35 protein-coding genes are annotated in these 26,419 nt (G+C 68.8%); 33 read left to right on the top strand and 2 right to left on the bottom strand.

The window, feature by feature from the left end; all coding sequences use genetic code 11:
• Nucleotides 1–201: 201 nt before the first annotated feature.
• The 4 genes from ACTWQA_RS21775 to ACTWQA_RS21760 all read left to right on the top strand — a co-directional run bounded on the left by ACTWQA_RS21775 (nucleotide 202) and on the right by ACTWQA_RS21760 (nucleotide 1,382).
• Complete coding sequence (locus tag ACTWQA_RS21775; protein WP_443160989.1) at nucleotides 202–615, top strand: helix-turn-helix transcriptional regulator; 414 nt, start codon at nucleotides 202–204, stop codon at nucleotides 613–615.
• The gene (locus ACTWQA_RS21770) at nucleotides 608–883 is read left to right on the top strand and encodes a hypothetical protein (RefSeq protein WP_443160988.1); all 276 of its coding nucleotides are present in this window, start codon (nucleotides 608–610) and stop codon (nucleotides 881–883) included. Before ACTWQA_RS21775 ends, ACTWQA_RS21770 begins: the two co-directional genes overlap by 8 nt.
• A gap of 8 nt (nucleotides 884–891) precedes the next feature.
• On the top strand, nucleotides 892–1,035 hold the full coding sequence (locus tag ACTWQA_RS21765) for a hypothetical protein (protein WP_443160987.1): 144 nt from the start codon (nucleotides 892–894) through the stop codon (nucleotides 1,033–1,035).
• Between the two features lie 95 nt (nucleotides 1,036–1,130).
• A complete protein-coding gene (locus tag ACTWQA_RS21760; RefSeq protein WP_443160986.1) occupies nucleotides 1,131–1,382 on the top strand; it encodes a hypothetical protein in 252 nt (83 codons plus the stop codon).
• On the opposite strand, the gene ACTWQA_RS21755 is transcribed toward ACTWQA_RS21760, so the two are convergent.
• Complete coding sequence (locus ACTWQA_RS21755; protein ID WP_443160985.1) at nucleotides 1,379–1,720, bottom strand: hypothetical protein; 342 nt, start codon at nucleotides 1,718–1,720, stop codon at nucleotides 1,379–1,381. The two genes, ACTWQA_RS21760 and ACTWQA_RS21755, sit on opposite strands and share 4 nt — an antisense overlap.
• A gap of 52 nt (nucleotides 1,721–1,772) precedes the next feature.
• Here ACTWQA_RS21755 and ACTWQA_RS21750 point away from each other — a divergent pair, with 52 nt between their 5' ends.
• The 28 genes from ACTWQA_RS21750 (at nucleotide 1,773) to ACTWQA_RS21615 (ending at nucleotide 25,117) form a co-directional block, all read left to right on the top strand.
• On the top strand, nucleotides 1,773–2,573 hold the full coding sequence (locus ACTWQA_RS21750) for a hypothetical protein (protein WP_443160984.1): 801 nt from the start codon (nucleotides 1,773–1,775) through the stop codon (nucleotides 2,571–2,573).
• A gap of 13 nt (nucleotides 2,574–2,586) precedes the next feature.
• Nucleotides 2,587–2,925, top strand: a complete 339-nt coding sequence (locus ACTWQA_RS21745) for a hypothetical protein (protein WP_443160983.1) — start codon at nucleotides 2,587–2,589, stop codon at nucleotides 2,923–2,925.
• A 10-nt stretch (nucleotides 2,926–2,935) separates the two neighbouring features.
• The gene (locus tag ACTWQA_RS21740; RefSeq protein WP_443160982.1) at nucleotides 2,936–3,475 is read left to right on the top strand and encodes a hypothetical protein; all 540 of its coding nucleotides are present in this window, start codon (nucleotides 2,936–2,938) and stop codon (nucleotides 3,473–3,475) included.
• A 16-nt stretch (nucleotides 3,476–3,491) separates the two neighbouring features.
• Nucleotides 3,492–3,779, top strand: coding sequence for a hypothetical protein (locus ACTWQA_RS21735; protein ID WP_443160981.1), 288 nt, complete (start codon nucleotides 3,492–3,494; stop codon nucleotides 3,777–3,779).
• Nucleotides 3,780–3,792: 13 nt separating this feature from the next.
• Complete coding sequence (locus tag ACTWQA_RS21730) at nucleotides 3,793–4,215, top strand: hypothetical protein (RefSeq protein WP_443160980.1); 423 nt, start codon at nucleotides 3,793–3,795, stop codon at nucleotides 4,213–4,215.
• A gap of 262 nt (nucleotides 4,216–4,477) precedes the next feature.
• Nucleotides 4,478–5,380, top strand: a complete 903-nt coding sequence (locus ACTWQA_RS21725; RefSeq protein WP_443160979.1) for a hypothetical protein — start codon at nucleotides 4,478–4,480, stop codon at nucleotides 5,378–5,380.
• Nucleotides 5,380–5,664, top strand: coding sequence for a hypothetical protein (locus ACTWQA_RS21720; protein WP_443160978.1), 285 nt, complete (start codon nucleotides 5,380–5,382; stop codon nucleotides 5,662–5,664). Before ACTWQA_RS21725 ends, ACTWQA_RS21720 begins: the two co-directional genes overlap by 1 nt.
• Nucleotides 5,661–7,211 (top strand): phage terminase large subunit, encoded by a 1,551-nt coding sequence (gene terL, locus ACTWQA_RS21715; RefSeq protein WP_443160977.1) that lies wholly within the window; start codon nucleotides 5,661–5,663, stop codon nucleotides 7,209–7,211. The genes ACTWQA_RS21720 and terL overlap by 4 nt, the downstream gene beginning before the upstream one ends.
• Nucleotides 7,212–7,228: 17 nt before the next feature.
• Nucleotides 7,229–7,504, top strand: a complete 276-nt coding sequence (locus ACTWQA_RS21710; RefSeq protein ID WP_443160976.1) for a hypothetical protein — start codon at nucleotides 7,229–7,231, stop codon at nucleotides 7,502–7,504.
• Between the two features lie 45 nt (nucleotides 7,505–7,549).
• Nucleotides 7,550–7,768, top strand: coding sequence for a hypothetical protein (locus tag ACTWQA_RS21705; protein WP_443160975.1), 219 nt, complete (start codon nucleotides 7,550–7,552; stop codon nucleotides 7,766–7,768).
• Nucleotides 7,761–9,818: a phage portal protein family protein gene (locus tag ACTWQA_RS21700; protein WP_443160974.1), complete on the top strand. Its 2,058-nt coding sequence runs from the start codon at nucleotides 7,761–7,763 to the stop codon at nucleotides 9,816–9,818. The genes ACTWQA_RS21705 and ACTWQA_RS21700 overlap by 8 nt, the downstream gene beginning before the upstream one ends.
• A gap of 3 nt (nucleotides 9,819–9,821) precedes the next feature.
• Entirely contained in the window at nucleotides 9,822–11,258 is a 1,437-nt protein-coding gene (locus tag ACTWQA_RS21695) for a hypothetical protein (RefSeq protein ID WP_443160973.1), read from the top strand.
• 3 nt (nucleotides 11,259–11,261) lie between these two features.
• Nucleotides 11,262–11,639, top strand: a complete 378-nt coding sequence (locus ACTWQA_RS21690) for a capsid cement protein (protein ID WP_443160972.1) — start codon at nucleotides 11,262–11,264, stop codon at nucleotides 11,637–11,639.
• Between the two features lie 70 nt (nucleotides 11,640–11,709).
• Nucleotides 11,710–12,639, top strand: a complete 930-nt coding sequence (locus tag ACTWQA_RS21685; RefSeq protein ID WP_443160971.1) for a phage major capsid protein — start codon at nucleotides 11,710–11,712, stop codon at nucleotides 12,637–12,639.
• Nucleotides 12,640–12,648: 9 nt separating this feature from the next.
• Nucleotides 12,649–13,032 carry a hypothetical protein gene (locus ACTWQA_RS21680; RefSeq protein WP_443160970.1) on the top strand — a complete coding sequence of 128 codons (384 nt, stop codon included), beginning with the start codon at nucleotides 12,649–12,651 and terminating at the stop codon, nucleotides 13,030–13,032.
• A 3-nt stretch (nucleotides 13,033–13,035) separates the two neighbouring features.
• On the top strand, nucleotides 13,036–13,686 hold the full coding sequence (locus ACTWQA_RS21675) for a hypothetical protein (RefSeq protein ID WP_443160969.1): 651 nt from the start codon (nucleotides 13,036–13,038) through the stop codon (nucleotides 13,684–13,686).
• A 79-nt stretch (nucleotides 13,687–13,765) separates the two neighbouring features.
• A complete protein-coding gene (locus ACTWQA_RS21670; RefSeq protein WP_443160968.1) occupies nucleotides 13,766–14,212 on the top strand; it encodes a hypothetical protein in 447 nt (148 codons plus the stop codon).
• 10 nt (nucleotides 14,213–14,222) lie between these two features.
• Complete coding sequence (locus tag ACTWQA_RS21665; RefSeq protein WP_443160967.1) at nucleotides 14,223–14,663, top strand: hypothetical protein; 441 nt, start codon at nucleotides 14,223–14,225, stop codon at nucleotides 14,661–14,663.
• Between the two features lie 22 nt (nucleotides 14,664–14,685).
• Complete coding sequence (locus ACTWQA_RS21660; protein ID WP_443160966.1) at nucleotides 14,686–15,096, top strand: hypothetical protein; 411 nt, start codon at nucleotides 14,686–14,688, stop codon at nucleotides 15,094–15,096.
• A gap of 1 nt (nucleotide 15,097) precedes the next feature.
• A complete protein-coding gene (locus ACTWQA_RS21655) occupies nucleotides 15,098–15,427 on the top strand; it encodes a hypothetical protein (RefSeq protein WP_443160965.1) in 330 nt (109 codons plus the stop codon).
• Nucleotides 15,427–15,705 carry a hypothetical protein gene (locus tag ACTWQA_RS21650; protein ID WP_443160964.1) on the top strand — a complete coding sequence of 93 codons (279 nt, stop codon included), beginning with the start codon at nucleotides 15,427–15,429 and terminating at the stop codon, nucleotides 15,703–15,705. Before ACTWQA_RS21655 ends, ACTWQA_RS21650 begins: the two co-directional genes overlap by 1 nt.
• 3 nt (nucleotides 15,706–15,708) lie before the next feature.
• Nucleotides 15,709–16,263 (top strand): phage tail tube protein, encoded by a 555-nt coding sequence (locus ACTWQA_RS21645; protein ID WP_443160963.1) that lies wholly within the window; start codon nucleotides 15,709–15,711, stop codon nucleotides 16,261–16,263.
• A gap of 3 nt (nucleotides 16,264–16,266) precedes the next feature.
• Nucleotides 16,267–16,752: a hypothetical protein gene (locus tag ACTWQA_RS21640; RefSeq protein ID WP_443160962.1), complete on the top strand. Its 486-nt coding sequence runs from the start codon at nucleotides 16,267–16,269 to the stop codon at nucleotides 16,750–16,752.
• A gap of 29 nt (nucleotides 16,753–16,781) precedes the next feature.
• A complete protein-coding gene (locus ACTWQA_RS21635; protein WP_443160961.1) occupies nucleotides 16,782–16,973 on the top strand; it encodes a hypothetical protein in 192 nt (63 codons plus the stop codon).
• Nucleotides 16,974–17,005: 32 nt separating this feature from the next.
• Entirely contained in the window at nucleotides 17,006–20,482 is a 3,477-nt protein-coding gene (locus tag ACTWQA_RS21630; RefSeq protein ID WP_443160960.1) for a phage tail protein, read from the top strand.
• Entirely contained in the window at nucleotides 20,475–21,659 is a 1,185-nt protein-coding gene (locus ACTWQA_RS21625; RefSeq protein ID WP_443160959.1) for a hypothetical protein, read from the top strand. Before ACTWQA_RS21630 ends, ACTWQA_RS21625 begins: the two co-directional genes overlap by 8 nt.
• Nucleotides 21,660–21,663: 4 nt before the next feature.
• On the top strand, nucleotides 21,664–24,873 hold the full coding sequence (locus ACTWQA_RS21620; RefSeq protein ID WP_443160958.1) for a hypothetical protein: 3,210 nt from the start codon (nucleotides 21,664–21,666) through the stop codon (nucleotides 24,871–24,873).
• Nucleotides 24,866–25,117, top strand: a complete 252-nt coding sequence (locus ACTWQA_RS21615) for a hypothetical protein (protein WP_443160957.1) — start codon at nucleotides 24,866–24,868, stop codon at nucleotides 25,115–25,117. The genes ACTWQA_RS21620 and ACTWQA_RS21615 overlap by 8 nt, the downstream gene beginning before the upstream one ends.
• On the opposite strand, the gene ACTWQA_RS21610 is transcribed toward ACTWQA_RS21615, so the two are convergent.
• Nucleotides 25,048–25,809 (bottom strand): DUF4190 domain-containing protein, encoded by a 762-nt coding sequence (locus ACTWQA_RS21610; RefSeq protein WP_443160956.1) that lies wholly within the window; start codon nucleotides 25,807–25,809, stop codon nucleotides 25,048–25,050. The genes ACTWQA_RS21615 and ACTWQA_RS21610 overlap by 70 nt on opposite strands.
• 185 nt (nucleotides 25,810–25,994) lie before the next feature.
• Here ACTWQA_RS21610 and ACTWQA_RS21605 point away from each other — a divergent pair, with 185 nt between their 5' ends.
• On the top strand, nucleotides 25,995–26,339 hold the full coding sequence (locus ACTWQA_RS21605) for a hypothetical protein (RefSeq protein WP_443160955.1): 345 nt from the start codon (nucleotides 25,995–25,997) through the stop codon (nucleotides 26,337–26,339).
• The last annotated feature ends 80 nt before the right edge of the window (nucleotides 26,340–26,419 follow it).

Below are 26,419 nucleotides of genomic sequence, written 5' to 3'. Positions count from 1 at the left end.
GCCAGGGCCCGCAGTGGAACCAACCCGCCAATACTCCGGAGGTGGCGAGTCGCGGCCGGGCTCGCCACACCGGAGCTAGTGCCAGCGTCCGGACACGACAAAGGGCCTGGCAGGGTGGATCCCAAGGGATCCTGAATGGCACCCCTGCCAGGCCCGCAGGCCGACAATCCAGTCTCGCGGAACGAGAGGAAGCCGACTTCCATGGTATCCGGCAAAGGGCTCATCCCTCCTGAGATCGCCGAACGGTACGGCCGCAGTCTGGAGACCGTGCGGGACACCTGGCGCAAGCACCCCGACTGGCCGGCCCCCATCGGCCGGCGCGGCCGGTGGGCTGAGTACGACGCCGCCGCCGTCGACCAGCTCGTGCGCCGCCTGTGGGTACGTCCCGAGTTGCCGAGCGAGGGCAACCCCGACGACCTGCTCACGATCAACGAGATCGTCGAGTACACCGGCCTGGCGCGCGGCACTATCGACGCTGACATCTCACGCGGCCGCTGGCGCGAGCCGGACGAGGTCGAGTACGGGGTGAAACGCTGGCGACGCAGCACAGTGGACGATGTCATGAGCAAGCGGCGCGGTTACCGGCGCGCGCGGAAGGATGAACAGGGTGGATGACCACGCCAGGAACGCCGTCGAAGGAATGCTTACGCTCCTCGCCACAGAGCCCACCCTCCTACCCCCGGCACCCGCGCTCGCCGACGGCGACCACATCGAGCACCGGCGACGCGACGAGATCCATACCTGCCTCAGGTGCGGTCAGCGCGCCGCGTGCGCCTACATTGTGACGCCCAAGCGCTCACCCGAAGTCGGGCCGCGCTGGCTCGACCTCTGCCCAGCCTGCGACTACTGGATGCGCACCAACATGCCCGATCACCTGGGATAATCGATCACATGACGGCCGCTCCCACCCTTCCGTGCGACGTGCACCAAGTCGCCGACGGCGTGCTCGTCATCCCCCATGTCCTCCCGGTCCACGTCCCGGAGATCGCACTCGGCCTGACCGTCGGCGAGTGGCTCGGCGTGGCGCCTTCTTGAATCCCAGGTCAGAGGTGTGTCACACTTCGCGCAGACAGATCACGTATGCCCTCAGCCAGTCCGGCCGAGGGCATCACGCATTTCCGGGGGTGAACGTGACCCCTGAACCCGTCACCGCCGCCGAGGCTGCCGCCCGGCTCTACAAGGAGCCGGCCACCATCCGGAAGTGGGCCCAGAGGTACGCCGCCCGCGAGCTCGGCCGCCAGGAGCGGCGCACGTACTACGACTGGCACGACCTCGCCACCATCGACGGCTGCATCACCCGCGGCGAGCCAGTGCCGCCCACGCCCGAGGAGCGCGACCAGCTGCGCGCCGAGCTCCGCACCCGCTGGCAGAACGCCGCTTAGTCCACCCGGTACTTCTCCATCCGCGCCAAGTGCTCGTCATCCGGCATCTTGATCCACCACATGCCCACCGGCGGCGCCTGGTGGACCAGCACCCGCTCGTAGTCCGGCAGGCCCCAGTCGTCGCCGCTCAGGTCGACCAGGTAGGCGTGGTACTCGCCGCGCTTCCGCAGCGGCCGCCCTTTTCCGTCCGTGGCCCCGAAAGGCACCGCCGGCGCCACGTACCGAGCATGGACCCGCTTGACGACCCAGCGCTGGAGCGGCTCACCGGCTGGTGCCACCCAGCCGCCGGCACCTCTGTCGGCGGGCCAGTTCTGCAGTTCGACGCGTGACGGCTCCATGCGACCAGTCTCGTACAGGCGTTCGATCGAGTGTCAAGCGGGGTGATGAATCATGCAGTGGCCAATCCCGCCCTTCCCCACCAGAGCATCGGTAGGAGGCGAGGTAAACGTCCAGACCGGCGCCACCGCCAACACGAAAGGCTCCTGGATCACCCTCATCAGCGGCATCCCAGCCCCTGGCGCCTGGATCAACCTCGCCACAGACCGATTCACCACAGCCGGAGACCGGGCCATCCTCGTCGACATCGGCATTGGGGACGCCGGGTCAGAAACCGTCATCGCGCCCGACCTGATTATGGGCAACCGCGACTATCGCGGAACCCTCTTCCCGCTGCACATCCCCGCGGGCGCCACCGTCCGTGCCCGCGCTTCCGCCCAGCTCACGTCACAGTTCGTCAGGATCCGCACCCACATCCTTCACGGCGAGCCAGACTGCGGCCTCTCCGTCCCCGGGCGTGTTACCCCCTACGGGACAGTCCCCGCGTCGTCTGGCGGCATCAATGTGACACCGAGCGGCACCTCGAACGTGAAGGGCAGCTACACCGAGCTCACGGCCGCCACGACGGCTCCTATCCATGCGCTGATGGTGCTGGTTCAGGGCATCTCCAGTCTGCTGCCCAACATGGAATACCTGATTGATATCGCCGTGGGTCCGGCCGGCTCCGAGACAGTGGTCATCCCTGACTTCGCAGTGTGGTCGCGAGACGACGAAATCATGCACCCACGTTCGCCAGAGTTCTGGCCGCTGTCAGTCTGCCTGCCAGCCGGTGTACGCCTGGCGGCCCGTTGCCTCGCGGTCAACAACACCAGCACGACGGCGATCGAAGTCGCCGTCTACGGCTTCACCTACTGATCAAGGAGGCCCCGTGCTGACTGTCACCGCCTCCGGCACGCAAGCCGCCACCATCGGCGTCGAACACACCCTGACGACGCTCACGGCCGGCAAGACGTACACGCTCCACGTCGACTGTGCTGCGATGACGCACGGCTCCGGTACTGCGGACGAACTGGAGCTCCGCATCAAGACCAACGTCCTCAACGGCGGCACTGAGCGCGTCACCTACTACGCCCTCTTCACGGGCGCCCAGGACGTCCCCATCAAGATCTCGCTTCCGGTTCCGGTACCGCAGACGGCGACGGTCACCCTTAAGCAGACCGCCGGGACCGGCCGATCGTTCCCGTGGGCGATCACCACACCCGACTGATCGGGCACTGATGTCCCGCTACCGCGACCGCACCCTCCCGCGCACCATCCCGAACCCCGATGGGGACATCGCGGCGGGCCTGCCAGCCCTGAGCGGGGCGGCCGCAGGAAGTGTCCAGGTCTCAGGCGCCGCCGCCGGCACGCTGCCCAGCCTGTCCGCCTCTGTGCAAGGCGAGACGAAAATCGCCGGCGACCTCACAGGTACGCTCCCCGCTCTCAGCGCGGCTGCCACGGGCGGGACCGACGCTCCCGGCGAACTCGCCGCTACGCTGCCCGCGCTCGGCGCGGCTGCGGAGGGCACCGTCCGATTCGGCATCCTCGCGTCCGAGCTACCCGCGCTGGGCGCGGACGCCTCCGGCACCGTGATCGTGACCGGCCAGCTCGCCGCCACCTTGCCAAGCCTCGCGGCCGAACTGCCGACCAACGTCATCTACGACATCCCGGTTATCCCGGGCGAGCCAGAGCCCGGCTGGTTGTCCCGCCCGCCCACACGCTCCTGGGACGCCAACGGCGCTACTCGCGGCTGGGCCGCAGGACGCCCGACCACCTAAACAGAGGAGGCGCGGCGTGCTGCGGATGTCGTGGCTGACGGTCGAGTACGTCAAGGTGCCGATCACCAAGGGGCCTCCCGAGCTCACCGAGCTGCCCGTACACATGGCGATTCTGCCGCAGGGCCAGGACCCGGCGTCCGGCGATTGGAAGGTCGCGGCGTGGCTCGGCACCGCGGTCGCCATCCTCATCGGGCCTGGCACTCTCTTCCCCCTCGCCAAGGGGGGCACGTACGGCATCTGGGTCAAGATCACCTCCGCGCCTGAGATACCCGTCCTCGGGCCCTACCCACTGCACATCACCTGAGGAGGAGGCCCGGATGGTCACCCGCATCCCCAACGCAGTCCGCTCGGCCGCGTGCGACGCCGTCGTCGACCGCGCAGACCTCGGCACCACGAACCCCACGGCGAGGCTGCGCATCTACAGCGGCACCCAGCCCGCCACCGCCGACACCGCACCCAGCGGCACGCTGCTGGCAGAAGTGAACCTCGCGAACCCCTCGTTCACAGCCGCATCGAACGGCGTGGCGACGCTGCTCGGCACTCCGCTATCCGCCTCGGGCCTTGCTGCGGGGACCGCCGGCTGGTTCCGGATCGTGGACCGCGATGGGGCGACCGTGCAAGACGGAGCAGCCGGCACGTCCGCGCCCGCAGAGCTGATCCTCAACACCACCACGATCTCGATTGGCGCGACCGTGCAGATCACCTCCGGCACCATCACCATGCCGGGGAGCGAGCCGTGATGAGGCGGTTCCGTGAGCTGAGCTGAGCGGAGGGGACGGGTGAGGCATGGCTACGCGCCACAACCTGTGCCCCAACCCCGCGGTCGCGAACGAGGTGACCGGGTGGACCAGCAACGGAGCTGCGCCAGTTCGGACAGACGTCACTGGTCTGGGGTTCTCGAGGCAGTGGGCAGCGCTCTACAGCGACGGGTCGGTCGCGTTCGGACCGCCAGGGGTGGCAACGCCCGGCTTGGCGTACACGGTGTCGGTGTACGTGCGGCCTGTGAATTTCCCGATCAACGGCACCGTCTACATTGAGTTCCTGGACGGTGGTGGAGGCAGCCTCGGCTTCTCCAGCAGCGCGTTCACCGCCAGCGACGGGGTTGTGACACGGATCAGCCGGTCGGATGTTGCCGTCAGCGGCACTGTGTCCGCGCGGTTCGTGGTCACAGGCGAGAACTACGCGTCCAACCCGGCGCACTACACGCAATGCCTGATCGAGCAGACCAGCACGCTACAGCCGTACTTCGACGGGGACAGCTCCGGCGCGACCTGGGACGGCACGCCAGGCAGCAGCACCAGCACGCTCACCGACTCCAACGCCGGTGCGCTCAATGCCTCGCTCCCCTCGATCACTGCCGCGACCTCGGGCAGCGTCATCGTGGTGGGCACAGCAGGCGCGACGCTGCCCGCCTTCAACGCTGCCGCGACTGGAACGGCCACCGCCGCCGGGCTGGTCGCCGCCGGGCTGCCGTCGCTCCAGGCCGCGGCTGCTGGGACCGTCACTGCGGCAGGCGCGGTCGTGACGGGCCTGCCGTCTCTTCAAGCCTCGGCCGGTGGGGCTGTCGCTGTTCCGGGGGCATTCGCCGTTCCGCTGCCGCCGCTGGCCGCCGGCGTGGCCGGGACCGTCCAGTCGGCCGGGGGCATCGCCGCCTTCCTGCCTTCGCTCGGTACGGCCCTCGCCGGGCAGGTCAACCTCGAACCGCTGGGCGTGCTGGCCGCCAGTCTGCCGACCCTCGCGGCGAATACCACTGGCACGTCCGACGCGACCCCGCCGGAGAGCCCTCGCATCGTTGTCGGGCCGCCCGGCCTGGGCTGGCCAATCGGCCGCCCAACACTGCAGTGGCCTGTCGGAACAGCGCGCACGAGCTGGCCCGTCGGGCCGCCTGGCCTGGGGGGAGAGTAGTGGCCTACATGCCCGCGAGCTCCAAGGAGATGCTGCGCGTCTCCCACGACGCGGACGCCGCGGTGTTCCCCGTAGAGATCGCCATCATCCTCGAGGACGCCGGCGAGCCCGCCGATAGCGACTATCGGGCAGCGGTGTGGGACGGCACGGACGCCACGCTCATCATCGGGGCCGGCACCAGCATGGTGCTGGCGCCGGGGGAGTACGTGGTGTGGACGAGGGTGACGACGCCGACGGAGCGGCCTGTGCGCCGGTCGGGGGTAGTGACGGTCGGCACGCCATGACCGCGACGCTGGACCCGTTCGTCCTGGCCGCACGCCATTTCCAGGTCAAGACACGCAAGTGGGCGACGCCCGGCGCGATGGCCATAGCGCTCGACCGTACGCACCGGCAGACGGCGATGCTCGACCTCATCGACGCCGAGCTGGTGGCGCTGTTCGACGGTGGCCAGCACGACCGGTTGATGGTGTTCTGCCCGCCGCAGGAAGGCAAGAGCCAGAAGATTAGCCGCCGCACACCGGCCTGGCTGCTCTCGCACGACCCAACATTGCGGATCGCGATCGTCTCGTACGCCGACAACAAGGCCGAACGCTGGGGCCGCGCGATCAGGAGAGACCTCCTGTCCCACCCCGAACTGGACATCACTCTCCGCCAGGACTCCCGCGCCGCCGGCCGGTGGGAGACCGAGCAAGGCGGCGGCCTGATCTGCGTCGGCATCGCGGGCGGTATCACCGGTGAGCCGGTTGACGTGCTCATCATCGACGACCCTGTACGTGGTCGCGCCGAAGCGGAGTCGGCGACGTATCGCGACGCGGCCTGGGACTGGTGGGAGTCCAACGGCTCCACCCGCCTTTCATCGAGGGCGCGCGTTGTGCTGATGATGACCCGCTGGCACGAGGACGACCTAGCCGGGCGACTCGAGGTGCGCGAGCCGGGCGACTGGCGGACCGTCCGGATCCCGGCGATCGCTGGCCCCGGGGATCCGCTCGGCCGCCGCCCGGGCGAGGAACTGACATCGGTGCAGCGCCGCAAGCCTGGCTACTTCCGCGAGCTGCAGGCCAAGCGCTCGGCGTACGTGTGGAACAGCATCTACCAGCAGACGCCAACCGCCGCCGAGGGCAACCTATTCAAGCGGGCCGACTTCCGCTACTGGCAGCAGATGCCCGCAGACCGCTCTCGACATGGGGTCATTGGCGGCCAGCGTGTGGACCTCGGCGGCCGCGCGGTCATGCTGGACGACTGCTGGCGATTCATCACCGTCGACCTCGCCGCCAGCAAGAGGACCAGCGCGGACTGGACTGTTGCCTCCGCGTGGGCCATCTCCCCGGACGGCGACCTCATCCTCCTCGGCCGCAACCGTGGCCGGCTGGAGGAGGCGGAGCACTGGGACCATGTGCGGCCGCTGCAGCAGCGTTGGCATGCGGACACAGTGTTCATTGAGCAGTCGTTCATCACCACCACTCTGGCGGTCGACGCGACCGCGGCGGGGATCCCGGTGCAGCCGCTGGCGGCGGAGACGGACAAGGTGACGCGGGCGATCCCGGCTACCAACCGTGTCCGGCAAGGACGGGTGTGGTTTCCGTCGCATGTGGACTGGCTGGACGAGTGGTGCGACGAGCTGGCCAGCTTCCCCAGCGCGGCTCATGACGACCAGGTGGACACCCTCTCGTACGCGGCCCGGGTCGTCTCGGCGCACTGGCTGCCGATGGAGACCGCCGCACAGGTGGACGCGCGCCGCGCCGCGCAGCACGACGACGGCCCAATCGGGCAGGCGTACGCCGCGGCGACCGGCGGCACAAGCGGGTTCGACCCGATGAGCATCAACTACTGACCTCGGAGGACCTCCTGATGAAACCCACCATCGGCCGCATCGTCCACTACACGCTCAGCGAGGGCGACGTCGCGCTGATTGACCAGAACCTGCCCGCATACGCGGGACAGGGCGTGCAGCGCAACTCGGTGAAGGCGGGCGACGTGTACCCGGCGGTTGTCGTCCGGGTCTTCGACCCGTCCACCACAACGGCCAACCTGCAGGTGCTGCTCGACGGCAACTGCTCGTACTGGGCTACGTCGCGCACGGAGGGCGAGGGCGAGTCCCACTGGTCCTGGCCGCCGCGCGTCTGAGCGTCCCTGTCCCCTTCCCTTCGAGTGTTGAGCGGGGTGATCGCCATGGTCAAGCCCAGTGTGTCCGTCACCCTTCAGATCGGCAGCACCACCGCCGAGATCGGAACCGTAGACCTGCCGATCGTCTCGACCCCAGCAGGACGAGACGCCGTCGGGCTGTGGCAGGTCGAGTTCCACGTCGACCATGCCGCGTTCCGCCGCCGAATCGCGGACCTCCTGCGCAGCGCCGCCGACGAGTTCGAGAAGGGCCCCGCCGATGGCTAGCGCCCCCACCCGCGACATCGGCCACCTCGACTCGAACTATGGCCAGTGGTACGGCGACCTGCTCGAGCAGATCCCCGACCTCACCTGGCCGCTCAGCGCGCGCACCTACAGCGTGATGAGGCACGACCCGCAGCTCACCGCCGTCCTCGCCGCCTACAGCTTGCCGATCAGGCGGGCCACGTGGGCGGTCCATCCGGCCGGCTGCCGTGACGAGGTCGTGGCCATGGTGGCTGACGACCTCGGCCTGCCGATCCTCGGGATGGACGCTGAGCCTGGCCCAGCGAGGCGGCGCGGCGTCCGCTGGACCGATCACCTCCGGGTCGCTCTCCTGTCACTGGTCTATGGCTTCGTCCCGTTCGAGCGCCGCTATGCGATCGTTGGCAAGCAGGCCCGGCTCGTGAATCTCGGCGAGCGGATGCCACACACCATCGGTAGCATCCAGCTCGCCGCTGACGAGAGCGTCGCCAGCATCACGCAGAATCTCGCCGCCACGCGCCCGATCCCCGCGAACAGGCTCGTCTGGTACGTCCACGATCGCGAGGCGGCCAACTGGACCGGCCGATCCGTCCTGCGCGCGAGCTACGGCGCGTGGCTGCTCAAGCATGAGACATGGAGGGTCCACGCCACCAGCATCAGGCGGTTCGGCATGGGCGTCCCCAGCATGGAGGCACCGCCCGGCGCAACCGCGGCGCAGGTCGCCGAAGCGCAACGGCTCGCATCAGCGCTCCGCGTGGGCGACCAGTCCGGCGTGGGCATCCCGCACGGATACAAGCTCAACCTCACCGGCCTGACCGGCAGCGTCCCGGACGCGCTCGGGTTCATCCACTACCTCGACCAGCAAATGAGCAGGTCAGCGCTCGCCGGACTCATGGATCTCGGGGACACCAGCAACGGCTCCCGCGCGCTCGGCGACTCGTTCCTCGACCTCTTCCTCCTGTCTCTGCAATCGGTGGCCGACGAGCTGGCCGACACCGCCACCACCGGCCAGACCGGGATGCCCGGCATCGTCACCGACCTTGTCGACCTCAACTGGGGCCCCGACGAACCTGCACCCAGAATCGTCGTGCAGGATGTCGGCTCCCGCCAGGAGGTCACGGCCGAGGCGCTCGACATGCTCCTGAAATCCGGCGCCATCGCACCGGACCCCGCGCTCGAGGCCTACGTGCGCGAGGCGTGGCGACTCCCGGAAAGATCACAGCCCGCGCCGACGCCGCGCCCGGATCCCGCTCCGGAGCGGGGGGACCAGGCGCTGGCCGCCAGCCGCCGTGGGCCGCGAGCGCTGCGCGCCGCCACCCCGGCGAACGGCGGACGCACGCTCACCGGCGACGAGGCCGCCTCCGGCATGGACCCGCAGGCGCTCCAGCAGGCGTGGCAGGACGCGCTCGACACCGTGCTCGAAGCCTGGCCCTCGATCGCTGAGGACTGGCGCGAACAGCTGGCCACACAGATCGAGGCAGCGGTCGACGACGGCGATCTGCAGGCGCTCACCGGCCTGACCATCGACAGCGCCGACGCGGCCGAGCTCCTGGCCGTGGCCATGCTCGAGCTCGCGGAGGTGTCTGCCGAGCAGATGATGGCCGAGGCCGCCGCCCAGGGCGTGCCCGTCGAGGAGCCCCCGGTCGAGGAGGACCAGCTGAGCGCGGTGGCCGCCACCGTGGCCGCGCTCCTCGCCGCAGGGCTGGCCGGCGCCGCGGCGGCAGCTGCTCTCCGGCTCGCCGTACCGGGCGCCGCCGGAGCGGCGGTCGCCGCGGAGGTGGTGGCGATCCTGGCCGCGCTGTCGCTGCGTGCCGTACGGGACCAGGTGGGCGGCGCGCTGAGCAACGCGCAGACCTCGGGCCGGTTCGCCGTACTCCACGAGGCGCCGCCCGCCCGCTACCTGGCCAGCGAGGTGCTCGACCGCAACACCTGCAAGCCCTGCCGTGACCTCGACGGTGCGAGGTTCGAGGACCTCGAGGCGGCCGAGAAGGCGTACGGCAACGGCGCCTATATCAAGTGCCTCGGCGGGGTCCGCTGCCGGGGCCAGGTCATCGCCATCTGGGATCGGAGGTAGGCCGTGGCCGACATCGACGTGCCCCGCGCGGCCGCACTCGCCTCCATCCCCGGCGTCGAGCTGGCGCAGGCCGGCACATGGCGGCTGTCGAGCGGCGAAGCCACCATCACCCGCGAGGACCTCGCCGCGGCGATCGGCGCTCTCGACTGCCCGGCCGTCCGCAACCCCGCGCTGAAGCTCGGGCACGTGGATCCGCGGTTCGACGGTGAGCCCGCGGTCGGGTTCATCACCGGGATGCGGCTGGCCGACGACGGCAACACGGTCGTCGGCGACTACCGGGGGATGCCCGCGTGGCTGGCGGAGGTCCTGGCCAGTGCGTACCCCGACCGCAGCATCGAGGCGACACGCGAGTTCCGCTGTCAGATCGGCCACTCGCACCAGATGGTCATCACAGCCGTCGCCCTGCTCGGCGTGACCGCGCCGGGCATCGGCACGCTCGACAGCCTGCAGGACATCGCCGCGCTGTACGACGTCGCCGCCTCTGCGGACGGCGGCGGCGAGCCGGTCACCATCACGATCAAAGGAGGGCCTATGCCCCCGCCCGAGCCAGAGCGGCCCGGCCCCGACCTGGCGGCCGGCGTCTCCAGCGAGGATGTGCGGCGCCGCTACTACGAGCACGCGGGATACACGCGGTGGATCTGCGAGATCCAGCTGGACCCGCTGCAGCTCATCGTCATGGATGACTCCACCGGCGGCTACTACCGGGTGCCGGTGGAGCTGGACGGCGATGAGCCGTCGTTCGGCGAGGCCGTGGCCGTGTCGGTGGAGTACGTCGACAAGCCGGCCAAGGTGGCCGCCGCGGTGTTCGCCAGCCGCGCCGAGTCCGTCCCGCCTGACATGTCCGTGCTGGACGACGCGCCCACCAATCCCGATCCCCATCCCGGGCTGACCGATAGCAGCCCGGAGGACACACAGACTCCCGTCACCGAAACCCCGGTGGGCGGGCCAACCAAGGAGGACGCTGACATGCAGCTCAGTGACGAGCAGGCCGCCAAGCTGCGGGCCGCGCTCGGCCTCCCCGCCGACGCCGACCTCGACCCGGACGCCGTCCTGGCCGGGGTCGAGAAGCTCGCCGCAAGCGGTGAGGGCTCGCCGGGGAAGACCGCGAAGAACGCGCCGGGCACCGTCACGGTGGACCGGCAGGTGTGGGACGACATGCAGACCCGCATCCGCAAGCTGGAGGACATCCGCGCCAGCCAGCAGCGCAACGACAGGGAGCGGATGGTCGACGACGCGATCCGCGCCGGCAAGTTCGCGCCCTCGCGGCGTGAGCACTGGCTGCGCGTCGCCGAGGCGGACCCGGAGGGCACCGCCCAGCTGCTCGCCGGTCTCACCCCGGGCAGCATCCCGGTCTCCGACCTGGGGCTGCCCGGCGACGACGACCTCGGCGTGGACATGGAGTACGCCAGCCTGTTCCCGCCCGATTCGAAGGCGGTCTAAGTCATGGCCGACTACACCCCGATCTTCACGCGAGGGCTGCTGCCCTTCACCGCGACCACCTCGGCCGCGATCACGGGCGGCCAGTTCGTCGCTGTCTCCGGTTCCGGAACCGTCGGCCCGGCCGCGGCCGACTCCGCCAGCGTGGTCGGCGTGGCCGCGCACGACGCCGGGACCGGCGCCGTGGTGACGGTGCACCCGCTGGCCGGCGTCGTCCACGAGATGGTGGCCGGCACGGGCGGTATCACCGCCGGCGCGGCCGTCAAGGTCGGCGTCACCTCAGGTGCGGTGCTGCCGCTCGGCGCCGGCACGTTCGACCAGCGCGTCGGTATCGCACTCACGACGGCGGCCGCGGCCGCCAAGGTCCAGGTCCTGGGCCGGTAGGCCCCCAGGCACATCCCTCGAAGGAGCCCCCACCACTGATGGGGGCTTTCGCATGTAAGGAGACAGGCAGATGCCTGGAAGCTACCCGCCTCCGCCGCCCACCCTCGCGGGCGATCTGGAGACGATCAGCCGGTTCCTAAACTCGCCCACCGCCCTGCAGCGGCGGCTCAGGACGTTCCGCGACCTGCGGTTCGTGTCGGACAGGCTGCTGACCCAAAGGTTCCGCACGTCCGGCGGCGCGGTCCTGTACGAGATGAGCGAGCCGTTCGTCACCGACAGGGCGGTCACCGCGGTCGGCGCCGGCTCGGAATACCCGTCGGCGAATCTGCCGACCGGCACCGCCGGAATCGCCGCCGTGAGCAAGTGGGGCCAGAAGGTCCCGATCACGGACGAGGAGATCACGCGGAACGTGTACGGCGGCGCGGCCGTCGACCGGAACTTGCGCAAGGTGGTCAACTCGATCATCAAGCAGGTCGACAGCGTGACGATGAGCGCGATCGGCAGTGCGGTGACGCAGACGTTCGACGTCACCGCGAGCGCGGGCGTCGCCTGGACTGGCGCGACGCCGACCATCCTGCGCGACATCCTCGAGGCCAAGGCCGTCGTGGTCGGACTCAACCTCGGCTACATGCCCGACACCCTCGCCTTGAACGACACCGCGTACGCGATCGTCATGTCTGACGAGAAGATCACGAATGCGCTGCGCCGGGAGACCATGGACTCTCCGGTGTACACGGGAGAGGTCGAGGTCATCGCCGGGCTGCGGATCGTCGTCTCCCCGGCCATCACCACACCGACGGTGCTGGACAGCACGCAGCTGGGCGGCATGGCGGACGAGCAGGCCAACGCCCCTGGCTACGCCATGTCGGATCTGGCCGTCCAGGTCAAGTCCATCCGCGTCGACAGCGCCGACAAGTGGGACCTGCAGGGCCGCCGCCTGACGGTGCCGGTCGTTCAGGAGCCTGGCGCGGCCGTCGAGCTCATCAACACCGGCGTCTAGGAGGTGCCGGTGGATCGCTACAGGGTGATCGCCCCTTACGTCATCGCTCGTACAGTGACGCAGGACGGCGTGCGCATGGTCGGGCTCGGCGAGGGGGCGCTGGTCCCCGATGACGTGCCTGCGGAGTGGCTGGCCCACCACCTGCGCAAGAAGATGATCGAGAAGGTGGCATCGGCTGAACCGCCCGCCCCGCAGACTCCGGCCACGCCGCCGGAGTCGACCGGGGAAGGCGAGGAGGCGGACGGTCCCGGCTTGCCCGCTCCGCCGCCTCCGACCGGGCCTGGCTCCAGTCAGAAGGCGTGGGTGGACTACGCCGTCGCGCGCGGCCTGTCACGCGAGGAGGCCGCCGCCATGTCACGCGACGAGCTCATCGCAGCCCTGCGCGAGGGCTGACCGGTGGCCGACTACACGCCGCTCCAGACGGTCAACCAACTGCCCTTCACGAGCACCGCTTCGGCGTCCATCGTCGGAGGGCAGCAGGTCGAGGTGTCGGGCAGCGGATCCCTCGCGCCAGCCGCGGCCGACAGCGTCAAGGCGGTGGGCGTCGCCGCACATGATGCGGCCAACGGGGGCCGGGTCACCGTGCACCCGCTGGCCGGGGTCGTGCACGAGCTCGTCGCCGGCGCGGGCGGGGTTACGGCCGGCCAGGCAGTGAAGGTGGGCGCGACTGCCGACACCGTGCTGCCCCTGGCCGGTGGTGCGCTCGGCATGCAGACCGGGGTCGCGCTCACCTCGGCCGCCGCTGGGGCGAAGGTTCAGGTACTCGGCGCTGCGGCGGCCTCGGGGAAGCCGCTCTTCGCATCCGCGAGCCTCAACTTCGGTTCGATCGCTGCCGCAGGCCAGCTCGAGCTCACGATCGCGGTCACGGGGGCTGCGGTGGGGGACACGGTGGCGCTGGCTCCGCCGGCCGCGGTGGAGGCCGGGCTGGTGTGGGCTGGGCGTGTCTCTGCCGCGAACACGGTGACGGTGCGCCTGGCGAACATCACGGCTGCCGCGGTCGACCCTGCGGCGGCCACGTGGGGGGTCACCGTCTTCAAGGCGGCCTGACCCATCCAGGCGTGGCCCTGGCCGGCGTGCGCTCCCCTTCGCCGCCGGCCAGGCCACCACCACAACATAGGAGGGGATCGTGGCCGAACCCTGGACGCCCACGTTGGAGCAGGTGGCCGACCATGTCCCCACCCGCACCCGGCCGATCGAGCCGCCCGGCTCGACGGAGTACCTCAACACGTTCACCGCGCAGACCACGCCGACCGACGAAGCGGCGCGCCGGCACATCGCCGCCGCCGTGGTAGAAGTGCTCGGCGCGGCCGGCGGCAGCATCCCTGCCACCCCGGCCTTCCTGCAAGAGCTCGCATCAGCAGCAGCCGCGCTACGCACCGCCGCCTCGATCGAGTTGGCATACCCGAACCGCGATGCGGACGTCAGCGTCGCCGACCAGCTCGACCAGCGTGCCAAGGACGCCCTGCAGCGGCTGATCGACGCCATCAATGACCAGGGCTCAGGCCCCGAGGGCAGCCTGTTGCCTGTCTGGTCGATGCCCGATCCGGTCTGGTACGGCGACTACCCGCTCTGAGGAGGCCGCTGTGCTGATCGTCTGGAACGAGCCCGAACTCTGGCGGGTGCTCAAGTCATACGAAGGGCCGGTCGGTCTGCAGATCGCGAAGCTGGCCCGGCAGGTCACCCGCACATCCAAGCGCTACGCCAACGTCAGCCCCGCCGGGGACATCGAGGCGGGCCGGCCGCCCGGCTACATGCGGTCGAAGATCCGATGGGACCGCGGCCGCGATCTGATCGGCGTCTACGCCGACATCTCCTCACCCGCCCGTACCGCTCGCGACAACGCCCCGTACGGGCTGTTCATGGAAGTCGGCACGCGCCCTCACCGCATCGAGCCGAAGCGCCCGGGTGGCTGGCTGCACTGGACGGACAAGACCGGCCCGAAGTGGGCGCGGGTGGTCAATCACCCGGGCACGCGTCCGTACGCCTACCTTCGGCGCGCTCTCTACCAGCTGCGCGGGGCCTGACCCGATGCCGCGCGTTGCAGCCGTGACCGCTGTCTTGAAGTGGGTCAACGGCCATCCGACCCTGGCTGGCAAAGGCAGGCCGCTCAGTGGCGGTGCCTTCCGCACTATCCCGACTCGGTCACCGGCGACCGGCTGCTACGTGCTGCTGTACCGGCTCGACGGCGCTGACGCGCTCAACGCCGAGGAGCCCGCGGACCAGGCTCGTATCGCCGGCGTGGTGTACGGCCCCGACGACGAGGCGGCCGAGCTGGCGGCCACTGCGTACGCAAACGCCATCGCTGCCCTCACCGGCATTCCGACCGCAATGGGCGGCGCCACCTGCCTCGTGGCCGATGACGTCGTCGGCCCCCAGCTGATCGACAACAGAGCCGGCAACGGCGAGCAGTACGCGTATCAGGTCGACGCGACCTTCTACCTCATCCCTGGAGAGTGACATGGCGGCTCTACCCCTGCAGGTGCTGATCCCGGACGGGTCGGCATCCACCCTCGTGGCCGCGGCCGGCGGCGGCGACACCGCGCCGACCGGCGACAACGTGTTCCTTGAGGTCAACAACGCCAACGCGGCCACCCGCACCCTGGTCATCGCGACACCGGGCACCGTCAGGGGCTTGACCATCCAGGACCGCAGCATCCCCATCCCGGCTGGCGAGCGGTGGAAGATCCCGCTCCCGTCCAGCCTGTACGCCGGTGCGGACGGTCAGGCGAGCATCACGTACACCCCTGACGCGGCCAGCGTCACCGTCGGCGTCTTCAGGGCGGTGTGATGGCCCGCGCGATCAGACCCGAGACGACCACCGCGCAGCTGGAGGCGCCGGCCGCGCCGCCGTACTACATCGCCACTCAGTCGCTGTACATCGGCGCCGCCCGCGCACACGCCATCGGCGACCGTGTGCCGCCCGAGCACGTCGAGAGGTTCGGCTGGGCGCACAAAGTCCGCCGGCCCGATGAGGCAGAAGCCGCCGCACCTGCTCCTGTTCCCACCGTTCAGCCTGCGACCGACGAGGGCCAGGCCCCCACCGCCAGCACAGAGAAGGAAGGGTGACCCATGGCCCGTGGCAAGCCGCAGGCAATCAGTCTCGGCCCCGGATACCTGTACCTCGCGCCGCTCGGGACGACCGAGCCGACCAACCTGACCACGCCGTGGGCGAGTGTCAGCGCCGCGTGGACTGAGCTCGGCTACACCAACGAGGGCAGCGAGTTCACCTACGAGCTCGAGTCGGAGCCGGTCGTCGTCGCCGAAGAGCTCGACCCGGTCGCTATCGCGCTGACCGGCAGAAACATGGGCGTCAACTTCGCGCTCGCACAGATCACGGCCAGCAACTTGAAGGTCGCGATGAACGGCGGCACGATCACCGCCGGAACGGGCATCGTGACCTTCGAGCCGCCGGAGCTCGGCCAGGAGACGAACGTCATGATCGGGTTCGAAAGCGAAGATCACAGCGAGAGGTGGGTGTACCGGCAGTGCCTGTCGCAGGGCCAGATCGGCATCCCCCGCCGCAAGGGAGCCGACAAGGCCTTGATCAACTGTGAATTTTTGATGACCAAGCCCGAGGCGCTCACGCCCTTCAAGGCCATCCTCGAAGCACCGCGGAGGGCCTAACCCATGGTGAAGCGCTCCTATACCTCCCGCAGCGACCAGCAGTCCAGCGCCGCCCTGCCGTCGCTGGAGTTCGACCTCGACGGCGTCACCTGGGTCTGCGAATCCGCCGTCAGCATCCTCGACTTGTCGGAGTACGCCCGGCTTGCCCAGCGCGGCGTCGACGCCGAAAGCCCTGAGGGCATGGCCATCCTGGCCGACGTCTACTCCGGGCTACTCGGCGACCAGACCTACCAGCGGTTCCGGGCGCACTGCCGCAAGAACCGCACGGACGGCCAGATCCTGGTCCAGATCCTCGGCGACCTGATCACGGACGGCGCCGAGCGCCCTACACAGAGGCCCTCGGACTCGTCCGCTGGGCCAGCGACCGCGCCGGCTACTGCGAAGGTCGTTTCGCTCTCCAGGGGCACCGTCGAGGAAGTCCCGATCGAGCAGGTGCAGCAGCAGGAGACGGAGACGGTGCCTACGCCGGCAGCCGTCTCCTACGGCTGACCGACCTGCCCCTGGCCGACCACCTCGACGTGATCCATGCGTGCTGGATCGACTGGTACACCAACCTCCTGCAGACCCAGGCCCTGCTTGCCGTTGCGGGTGCCGAGGACGTCAGCGCGGATCCCCACGCCGCGTTCGCCGACGCGTACGGGACCGCGCCCAAGCAGGACCGTGAAGAGCGCAGGCAGATGATCGAAGCGCTCATAGCCGCCGCCGGATAGCCCACCACCAGAGAAGCCCGGCGGGGGGTGCGATGGCTACCCCGCTCGCCGAGGCGTTCGTCCGCGTCCGCGCCGACACGTCCTCCTTCAAGGACGACATCCGCGATGGCCTGCGCGGAGTCGGCGACGACGCCGGGGCGGCAGCCGGGGAACGGCTCGGCGACCGCATGGCCGAACGCGCCGCGGCCCGACTGCGGGACTCGCGCGGCCGGTTCGCGTCGGCGGCCGCCGACATCGGCGACGACGGTGGCGAAACGGCGGGCCAGTCCTTCGGCCGCCGGATGGCCGAAGAGGGCGCCGTCCGCCTCGGCAACGACGGCAACACCTTTGTCCCCGTCGCGCAGAAGATCGGCGACGATGCCGGCGCCGCTGCCGGGCAGGCGTTCGGCCGGCGATTTACGCAGGACGCCCGGGGGCGATGGCACGACGAGCGCGGCCGGTTCGTCAGCGAGGCTGAGGCTACCGGCGAGGAGACCGGCCGGGGGTTCAGTCGCGGATTCCAGCGAGGTAGTGCTGCCGCGGGCGGCCTCGGCGATGTGCTGCGCCGGATCGGGGAGCTCGGCCGTCAGGCGCTCGAGGGGATACTGCCATCGCTCGGTCGGCTAACTGCGGGACTGGGGTCGACGGCCACCGTGGCGGGCAGCGTGGCTGCGGGGGTGGCCACGCTCGGCGCCGCGGCGGCGTCGTCGGCGGGGTACTTGGTCACGTTGGCCGCCGAGCTGGCGCCGCTGGCCGGGCTCCTGGCCGCGTTGCCGGGGGTTGTGCTCACCGGGGCGGCGGCGTTCACCACGTGGAAGTTGGCCACGTACGGCGTCGGCCAGGCGATGCACGCCCTGTGGGCGGGCGACGGCAAGATGCTTGAGGAGGCGCTGAACAAGCTCACCGGCAGCGCGAGGAACTTCGTCACCGAATTCCAGGAGGGCGCCCTCCCCGCGCTGAAGAACTTCCAGGCGGCGGCTCAAGAGGGATTCTTCTCCCAGCTCAGCGGCTCGCTTGAGAACTTCGCCAAGTCGCTCGAAGGGCTCAAGCCCCACATCGCGGGACTCGCCACCGAGTTTGGTGCGCTGGTGCGCGAGGCCTTGGTCTTCGCGACGGCCGAGCAGAGCGTCCTCCAGTTCAACTCGGTCCTCGACAACACGGGGAGCTTGGTCTTCGCCCTGCGTACCTCACTGCAGCCGCTGCTGCGCGGGTTCGTGGACCTCGGGACGGTCGGCTCCTCCTGGCTCGCCAGTCTGTCGGGCGGCCTCACTGAGAACTTGACCAAGTTCGGCCAGTGGATGAGCCAGATCGCGGCGTCTGGCCAGGCGTGGCAGTGGATGGACGGCGCGCTCGCCGTCCTCAAGCAGCTGGGCGCGGTCGCGAAGGACGTCGGCGACATCGTGTCCGGAGTCTTCAAAGCGGCCAGGGACGCCGGCACGGGCGCGCTCGGCGTGCTCGGCCAGATCGTCGACAAGTTCGCCCAGTGGGTCAACAGCACCGAGGGCCAGGACGTGCTCGTCACGGTCTTCCGGGCACTGGACGAGGTCGGCCGCGCGCTGGTCCCGGTGCTGTCCGCGTTGGGGAAGGCAGTGGCCAAGATCGCTCCCGAGGCGGCCAAGGTCGCGACCGCGTTGGGTCCCGTGCTGGCGGACGCGATCACCGTGCTCGGCAAGGGGATCGCGGCCCTAGGCCCCGGCCTGGTCAAGATGGTCGAATCCTTCGGCCGCATGGTCACGGCCATCGGACCCCTGGAGCCGCTCGGCGCGGCGATCGGCGACATCTTCGCTGCGCTTGGAGAAGCCCTGGCGTTGATCGTCCCCGAGCTGGCGGAGATCGCGTTGGCGCTGGCCCCTGCTCTGGCTGCCGCCCTGCGGGCGCTCGGTCCCGCCCTGGCCGCCCTGGGACCCGGCCTGGTCGCCATCGCGGAGAACCTGGCGAAGGCGTTCGCATCGCCGCCGGTGCAGGCCGGGCTGCTGGCGCTGGGTAAGGCGTTGTCGGATCTGGTGATCGCTGCGGCGCCACTGATCCCGCATCTGACGCAGATCGCGGGCATCCTGCTGCAGGTACTGGGCGGCGCCTTGACGAACCTGGGCGTCGCGCTCGCCCCGATCATCGCTGCTCTCGCGTCCGCGCTTGAGCCCGCCCTGGTGGCAATCTCGGACGCGCTGGCCACCATGATCCCGTTCATGGAGCCGATCTATAAGGCGTTCGGCGACATCGGCGCGGCGCTGATCACGCAGCTGCTGCCGCCGCTGATTGACCTGATTCCCGTGATGATCAATTCGCTCATCCCCGCGTTCGCCCAGCTCGCGAGGGATATACAGCCACTGATTCCGCTGCTGGCCGACTTGGCGATCAAGTTTGTCCGGGACCTCCTTCCCGCGCTGCTGCCGATGCTGCCCGAGCTGTCGAAGATATCGATCGAGATCGCCCGAATGGGGATCGTCCTGGCCCAGCTGGTCGCCGACGTCGCCCCGTACATCGAGCGGATCATCGCGATTTTCCAGCGCATGTACGACATCTTGGTGGGGAATTCGATCATCCCCGACTTGATCAACGGCATGACGCGCTGGTTCCGGGACGGCGTGAAATGGATCGCGGACATCGTCTCGTGGTTCGGCCGGCTCCCAGACATGATCGCCACGTGGCTGGGCCAGGTCCTCACGTGGGTCCAGACCCGATGGAATCTGATCAAGAACTACATCGCGATGAAGATCGACGAGATCCGCGGCAAGATCGCCGACGTGCTCGGTCAGATCTCCGAGAAGTGGAACAAGATCTGGAACGACCTGAAGACCTTCGCCAGCACAAAGTGGGCCGATATCAAGAACGCTGTTACGGGCGGGATCGAATCGGTACGGCAAACCATCTCCAACGTCCTCGGCCAGATACTCCAACGCTGGAATGAGGCATGGGGCAACGTCCGAACCGCCGTCGCCTCCGCCTGGAACAACATCCGCACCGCGGTCAGCCAAGGCATCAACAACGTTCTCACCCTCGTCCGCGATTTGCCAGGACGGATCGTCAGCGCGCTCGGCAATATGGGCAGTCTCCTCTACAACGCGGGCCGAAATCTGGTGATCGGATTTTGGAACGGAGCCGTCTCCCTATGGAATTGGCTCGTCAACAACTTTCAGTCACTCTTTGGGGGACTCGCCGAATGGGCGAAACGCATTCTCGGAATCAATTCGCCTAGCCGAGTATTCGCCGCTATCGGCAAGGGAATCCCCGAAGGCGTCGTCGTCGGCATGGACGCCGGACGCCCGATGCTCCAGGCTGCTGCCCAGCGCATGGCGGACGCCACCGTGGGCGCGTTCACCGCGCCAGCGTCGCCGCCCCCCGCCTTCCCAGGGACATTCGGCACACCCGCCGCGTCGACTGGCGCAGCGGCACCACGCGTGATCACCGTGGAGAACATCAACCTGCAGGGCGTCCTCGACCCGTCGAACCCGGTCTCGTATCGGCGGACGGTGGAGCAGCTGCGCGAGGCGATCCGCGAGCTCGAGCGGGAGGTGTACGCGAATGGCTGACCTCCAGCTCGGCAGGCTGACTCTCCGGGAGACGATGAGCTTCACCGAGTCGGCTTATCAGGGCTGGTCGTTGCATATCAACGGGCTCGAGGTATGTCCGATGCTCACCCGGGAGGAGACCTGGGACCGCTTCGACGGTGTGCTCGGCGGCCAGGGCGCGCTGGTGCAGGCGGTGTGGGAAGAGAAGCAGGAGCGGAACGGCTACTACACCATCTCGTCGGCCTCAGGCGAAGTGAAGGACCGGAAGCGGCAGGGCATCACCGAGATCGCCTGGAAGATCAGTCTTCAGCGGCATGGCAGAGACACCGACGTCGACCTCGAGAGCAGGCTGAGCGGCGCCGTCCGGCAGAACGATTTCAGCCTGGTCGGTGAGAGGTGGAGCGCGCCAGCCATCGGCGCCTACGCCTACTACACGGGCCCCGCCGCGCCCGGGCTGCTGACCCGCACGAGCACGGACGGGGACATCACGGTGTACCGCGGAATCCCCGTCGGAGTGAACCCGCGGTGGGGCTGCCGCGTGGAGGACTTCCTGCGCGGTCGCGTTCGGGTACTGTCGCTCGGTACCGAGCGGGTAGGCACCGCGCACCCCCTCGTGACCGACGACTGGGAGATGTCGAACGGGCTCGTCCGGGTACGTCCACTCACCTCCGGCGGCAGCCTCGAGGTGGCCAGCTTTACCGCTGCCGCGTGGCGGCCGAAGGTCTGGTGGATCGATGTCGGCGGAATCCAGGTCGGCTCATGGGACTCAGCGAGCGTGCTGAGGAACGACCTGGAGCAGTGCGTCGTGCGACTCGCCGCGGCGCGCAGCCCGGTGGGCCGCGTGTACCTAGACCTGACGCTCCGGCGCGGCAGCCGGATCATAGAGGCCTTCCTGCAACGAGGTGACTCCGGCACGCTGGCGGCATACCTGGCGACGGCGGAGACGCTGACGAACAACACCGGGTACCTGGTGCGCAGCTCCGACGACGCTGACGGCAACCGGGTCACGATCGGTTCCGCCAGGTCGTACACGCCGCAGGCGAACGGAGGCCTGACGAAGTCGAGCGTGACGGTGCTCGACTTCTACCTCGGCGTCGTGGCCGGCGGAGCGGCTGCCGTCGCGGGCGACCAAGGGCAGCACCTCAGGGATCAGTACATCGGCGCTTTGCCGGAAACCGTCGCGGCTGTGAGGAGGTGACGAGGTGCCGGTCACCGAAGTCTTGATGGGGCTCGGCTCGTGGAAGCTCACGCTCCTCGAGGAGACGCCCCGCGCCATCCTCGATCAGCTGCAGTACTTCGGACACCTGGCGTTCATCCCGGGCAGGCTGAACCCCCTGGAGTACGGCGACCAGCTGCTCACGATGGCGCGCTACGTGGGCGTGCTCACCGGCAAGGATGTTGACCACATCCGCAAGACCATCGACGGCCAGTCCACGGCCGTCTGGCTCGGCGACGCGGACGACAAGGGCGACATCCTGGAGGCGCCCGTCCAGATCAACAACTTGACCTTCGCCGACGCGATCAGGGCCATCCTGGGGAGCGGCACGGCCGTCGTCGAGGGCACGCTGTACTCGGTGCCGGGCACGTACAAGGGCCGCCACGTCTGGCAGTCCAAGCGCAAGGCCGTGGACTACATCTGCTCGACGATGGGCGCCGAGTGGAGGGTGACGGGCGATTGCCGGCTTGACGGGGGCCTGGCGACCGACCTGTACAACGAAATCCCTGACACGGTGATCGTCCGGCGCAGGCCGAATCGGCATACCGACGGCGATGACCTGACGATGCACGGCCTACGTGGTGACATGGGCGTCGCCCAGGACGTCGACGACTGGACATCTCGCCTCGTGCTCCTAGCCGAGGGCGAGGGCGACGCGATCGTCACCGGCGCGGCCAACAACCCCAACAACCCGTACAAGGACCTGCGCGGCCAGCCGATCAAGCGGACGCGAGTGATCAGCGAGAGCACGACGGCGCCGGGGAATGCGCAGACTCGCGCCGAGGTCCAGTTGAGCAAGTTCGTCTCCACCCGCAACGCGATGCGCCTGACCACGGACGACTACGACGTGGTCGGGGCCTTCAGCGTGGGCGACTGGGCTTGGGTGTTCGACCCGGACACCGACCTGGTGGACCCGGACAACGAGATCGTCTTCAGAGGCGAACGCATCAATCCCGTCAAGCTGAGAATGGCTGGCGCAAGCTGGCCAATCCGAGAAGGCATGACAGTCGCCTACCGGGACCTCACTGGCGGCTGGCACGACCTCACCCCCTTCGTGGACTGGGAGGGCGGGGAGACGACGATTGATGTCGGCGACCTGCTCCGGGCCCTGTCGAGCGGCGGTACGGAGCCCGTCGGGCCGCGTCCGATTCCGGACAGCACGATCCCCGGCGTCGTGAGCTGGGATCTGCCTTTCGAGTCTGGTGTGTATGAGGCGACGGATGGCACAACCCGGGCGAAAATGCTGGTGTCGTGGCTGCTGCCACTTAACTCGGACTCCTCGACGATCCTCGACGGCGACCACTACGAGGTCCAATTCGGGGTGTCCCCGGCCGCCGAGTGGCAGACGGCCTATGCGCCGTGGGGCAGCCTGCAGGCGATGATCTGGGACTTGTCTCCCGGCGTGGTCTACGACTTCAGGATTCGCGCGGTCGACTCCAGCAATCATCAGGGCGAGTGGTCGATTATCGAGACTGCGACCGCGAGCGCTGACACGATACCGCCGTCGACGCCGGCCGCGCCGGCGGTGGCCGCGTCGTTGATCGCCATCCAGGTATCGCACACCCTCGGTCAAGCCTCCGGGGGCGAATGGAATCTCGAGTTGGACCTCGATCACCTCGAGGTCCACGTCGGCTCAACCGCTGGTTTCACCCCTGACGAGACCACGCTGCGCGGCAAGATCGCGGCCAATGCGGGGATGATGCAGGCCGAGATCGCCGCGGTCGGCACCGTCCCCGAGAGCGACACCACCCTGCGCCAGGTCAAAGTGATCGCGGTCGATACTGCAGGCAACCGCAGCGCGCCGTCAGCGGCGGCGGGCGTGACGGCCCTGCTGATCGACGACTCGCATATCACGTCGCTGACGGTCGACAAGGTGGCGGCTGGGACGGTCTCGGCGAACTGGCTGTTGGGTGCCAGCATCAGAACCGCCTCGAGCGGCCAGAGGGTGGAGCTCAACGAAACCGGACTGCATGGCTACGACAGCGGCAACAACGAGCTGGTGACGCTGTCCAACACCGGTTCGTTCACGCTGCGATCGGCGGCGTCTGGCTCCCGGGTACAGCTCGACAGCGCGGGCCTGCGGGTGTTCAACGGGTCGACTGAGATCGGCAACCTGTCGTCCGCGGGCTCGTTTACGTTAAGGTCAGCGGCCAGCGGAGCCCGAATCGATCTGTCCAGTGCCAGCGGTCTGTCTCTCTTCAATTCGGGCGGCACGCAGACCGTTTCGTTAAATACGAATGGCCTTTTCACTCTGCGCTCTGGTGCGACAGGAGCGCGTATCGAGCTTGATCAGAACGGCCTGCGAGGCTACAACAGTTCGGGCGCGCAGACTTTCAGCCTCGCTTCCGCCTCTGGCGACGTCAACATCGTTGGGCGGCTCACAAGCACCACAAGCGGCGTGGCGAAAAGGCTCGTGATCAACCCCGATTTCGCCATTGAGCCCGAGATCCGGTTTTACGAGGATGAGTTCACGTACCATTACATCCACTCCGCGACCCTCGGCGGCGATAACGTCCTGCAGATTCAGTCGGCGCCAATCAGCGGCAGAAAATATGTCGTTAGCTGCAACCCAACCGACAGCAATTTTGTGGGCCTGGCAGACTACGTCGGGAGTGGCACCATCTCCGGCATAACCTGTGTGGCTGACGGGCGTGTGTTCATCATTGGCACGGGAGCCACCAGCCCTGGAGGCGCGTTCAACTGGGAGGTGCAGTCTGGTCCTGGCAACGGGATGTTCCGCTCCTTCTGGAACGGCAGCAACATCCAGTTCGTCCGCAACGACACGAACACCGTCGTCAAGACGTTCATCATCGACCACCCGTCCGATCCCGGCCGGTACCTGGTCCACGCGACCACCGAGAGCCCGTACAACGGCGTGGAGTACTGGGGCGAGGTGGAGCTCGATGAGGACGGGATCGTGGATGTGGAGCTGCCGGCCTACTTCGAGGACCTCACGTCGCCGGAGGGGCGGGCGGTCTTCCTTAGCTGTCGGGATGTGCCGGACGGCGTGTCCGCGACGTACCCGGTCGACGGCCGCTTCACGATCTCTGGCACGCCCGGACGCCGCGTGTTCTGGCTCGTGAAGGCCATCCGGAAGGACGTGCCGCCTCTGCTGGTCGAGCCGCTCCGCGCAGATGTGGATATCCACGGCAGCGGCCCGTACCGCTACTACACGATCAAGGAGCCGAATGTCTGAGCAGCCTGGGCAGAACACGCCCGTATCGATCGCCGCCACGCTGGCCGTTACTCAGCGGCAGCGCAACAACGCGCTGGACGAGAACGCGATGCTGTGGGCCCACGTTGAGCAGCTGACGGCAGAGCGTGACCGGCTCGCCGCCGAGCTCGAGCAGCTGCGCGGCGGCGGCGAGGATCAGGGCTTGTCCGCCGTCACCGTGCACACCCCGAACGGCGAGTCGATCTTGGCCTCGCGTACCACCTGACCGTCGATCTTGATCCGGCATGTGATCGTGCCCTTGTCGCCGGCGTTCTGCACCCACAGGTACAGGTGCGGCTGCCCGCCGTCGTAAGCGAGTTCCTTCACGTAGGGCAGCGGTACGCCACGCTCCTGTGAGATGCGGAAGTCCTGGCTGTAGGTGATGTTCCCTGCGGAGGTGGCGCCGTCCGTGCCGACCGCCTCAAGCGTCACCTTGTGCTCGCCGCTCGCGGCCGGTGCGCTGGATTGGCCCGGCTGCGTGCCGACATCGAGCCGACTCCGGGCCGGCCCAGGCGGCGGCGTCACGTTCGCCGCGTAGATGAACGACGAGATGACGCCCGTCCAGGACAGTGCCCAGAAGAGCAGCCAGGCGCCGGTGAGGAACCAGCCGAGGATCGTACCGGACAACGCCATGCCTCGCCCGTCGGTGCCGTCGCGGCGGATCTGGTTGAGTGCGACGTGCCCGAAGACGATGGCGAGGATGCTCGTGAATCCGCAGGTGATAAACCCAGTGATGCCGAGGATCAGGCTGGCGATGGCGAGCCCGTTCGTTTTGGGCGCTGGCGGTGGCTGCTCGTACCCGCCGCCGCCGTGGGTGGGCTGGCTGTAGGGCTGCGGCTGGTACGGCGGGGACGACTGCGGCCCGGAGTGGTAGTGCTGCCCGTATGGATCCTGTGACGGCTGGGGCGGGTAACCCATAGGGCGGCTCCTGATAGATGACGGGGACGCTGTGGGACGTTCCAAGCATGCGTCCGGTTTACCTAGATCACGTGTCCAGATCCGGACACCCGTAGCGTGCCGCCTCGCCAATCGGAGGATGCGCGCGAGGCGGCACCCCTTGACCACCACGGCTGCGGCCGTACGAGCCCCGCAAGGAGCCGTGATTGACCACCGGGAACTTCCTGCTCGACCTGGCCGCCGCACTCGCAGCCCTCGCTGCCGGGGTGGCCGCAGTTGTCTACCTCGTGTTTCGACCATTGCGCTGGGGGTGGCGGATGTTCCGCCGTGTGTCTCGATTCTTGGATGACTGGTTCGGCGTCGAGGCCAGCCCCGGCGTGGAGCGGCGCCCGGGCTTCCCTGAACGCCTCGCCGCGGTGGAGACGGAGACCAGCGCCGTGAAGGCGATCGTCTCCAACGGGCTCTCCCACCGTGTGGAGGACATCCAGCAGCGGGTGATCCGCGTGGAGGACTCCATGGCGGCACACCTCACGCAGCACACGGATCCGTAGATCTCACCGCTGACCTTCCCCTTGGCGACTGACCACCGCCACCAGGCTCCTGGCCCCAGCTCGACCGGGGGGTAGCTGGG

It is taken from the genome of Nonomuraea sp. 10N515B, assembly GCF_052245915.1.
In the GTDB taxonomy this organism is placed as follows: Bacteria; Actinomycetota; Actinomycetes; order Streptosporangiales; family Streptosporangiaceae; genus Nonomuraea.
The sequence above is the reverse complement of the archived record's forward strand: the minus strand, read 5'-3'. Positions and strand labels throughout refer to the sequence as shown.

What these genes read in the sequence shown, in the direction of transcription:
- ACTWQA_RS21755 (WP_443160985.1), bottom strand. Translation starts at nt 1,720, where the DNA reads ATGGAGCCGTCACGCGTCGAACTGCAGAACTGGCCCGCCGACAGAGGT.
- ACTWQA_RS21700 (WP_443160974.1), top strand. Translation starts at nt 7,761, where the DNA reads ATGGCTAGCGCCCCCACCCGCGACATCGGCCACCTCGACTCGAACTAT.
- ACTWQA_RS21625 (WP_443160959.1), top strand. Translation starts at nt 20,475, where the DNA reads ATGGCTGACCTCCAGCTCGGCAGGCTGACTCTCCGGGAGACGATGAGC.
- ACTWQA_RS21655 (WP_443160965.1), top strand. Translation starts at nt 15,098, where the DNA reads ATGGCGGCTCTACCCCTGCAGGTGCTGATCCCGGACGGGTCGGCATCC.
- terL (WP_443160977.1), top strand. Translation starts at nt 5,661, where the DNA reads ATGACCGCGACGCTGGACCCGTTCGTCCTGGCCGCACGCCATTTCCAG.
- ACTWQA_RS21710 (WP_443160976.1), top strand. Translation starts at nt 7,229, where the DNA reads ATGAAACCCACCATCGGCCGCATCGTCCACTACACGCTCAGCGAGGGC.
- ACTWQA_RS21740 (WP_443160982.1), top strand. Translation starts at nt 2,936, where the DNA reads ATGTCCCGCTACCGCGACCGCACCCTCCCGCGCACCATCCCGAACCCC.
- ACTWQA_RS21750 (WP_443160984.1), top strand. Translation starts at nt 1,773, where the DNA reads ATGCAGTGGCCAATCCCGCCCTTCCCCACCAGAGCATCGGTAGGAGGC.
- ACTWQA_RS21765 (WP_443160987.1), top strand. Translation starts at nt 892, where the DNA reads ATGACGGCCGCTCCCACCCTTCCGTGCGACGTGCACCAAGTCGCCGAC.
- ACTWQA_RS21685 (WP_443160971.1), top strand. Translation starts at nt 11,710, where the DNA reads ATGCCTGGAAGCTACCCGCCTCCGCCGCCCACCCTCGCGGGCGATCTG.
- ACTWQA_RS21690 (WP_443160972.1), top strand. Translation starts at nt 11,262, where the DNA reads ATGGCCGACTACACCCCGATCTTCACGCGAGGGCTGCTGCCCTTCACC.
- ACTWQA_RS21630 (WP_443160960.1), top strand. Translation starts at nt 17,006, where the DNA reads ATGGCTACCCCGCTCGCCGAGGCGTTCGTCCGCGTCCGCGCCGACACG.
- ACTWQA_RS21610 (WP_443160956.1), bottom strand. Translation starts at nt 25,809, where the DNA reads ATGGGTTACCCGCCCCAGCCGTCACAGGATCCATACGGGCAGCACTAC.
- ACTWQA_RS21730 (WP_443160980.1), top strand. Translation starts at nt 3,793, where the DNA reads ATGGTCACCCGCATCCCCAACGCAGTCCGCTCGGCCGCGTGCGACGCC.
- ACTWQA_RS21705 (WP_443160975.1), top strand. Translation starts at nt 7,550, where the DNA reads ATGGTCAAGCCCAGTGTGTCCGTCACCCTTCAGATCGGCAGCACCACC.
- ACTWQA_RS21645 (WP_443160963.1), top strand. Translation starts at nt 15,709, where the DNA reads ATGGCCCGTGGCAAGCCGCAGGCAATCAGTCTCGGCCCCGGATACCTG.
- ACTWQA_RS21640 (WP_443160962.1), top strand. Translation starts at nt 16,267, where the DNA reads ATGGTGAAGCGCTCCTATACCTCCCGCAGCGACCAGCAGTCCAGCGCC.
- ACTWQA_RS21615 (WP_443160957.1), top strand. Translation starts at nt 24,866, where the DNA reads ATGTCTGAGCAGCCTGGGCAGAACACGCCCGTATCGATCGCCGCCACG.
- ACTWQA_RS21775 (WP_443160989.1), top strand. Translation starts at nt 202, where the DNA reads ATGGTATCCGGCAAAGGGCTCATCCCTCCTGAGATCGCCGAACGGTAC.
- ACTWQA_RS21650 (WP_443160964.1), top strand. Translation starts at nt 15,427, where the DNA reads ATGGCCCGCGCGATCAGACCCGAGACGACCACCGCGCAGCTGGAGGCG.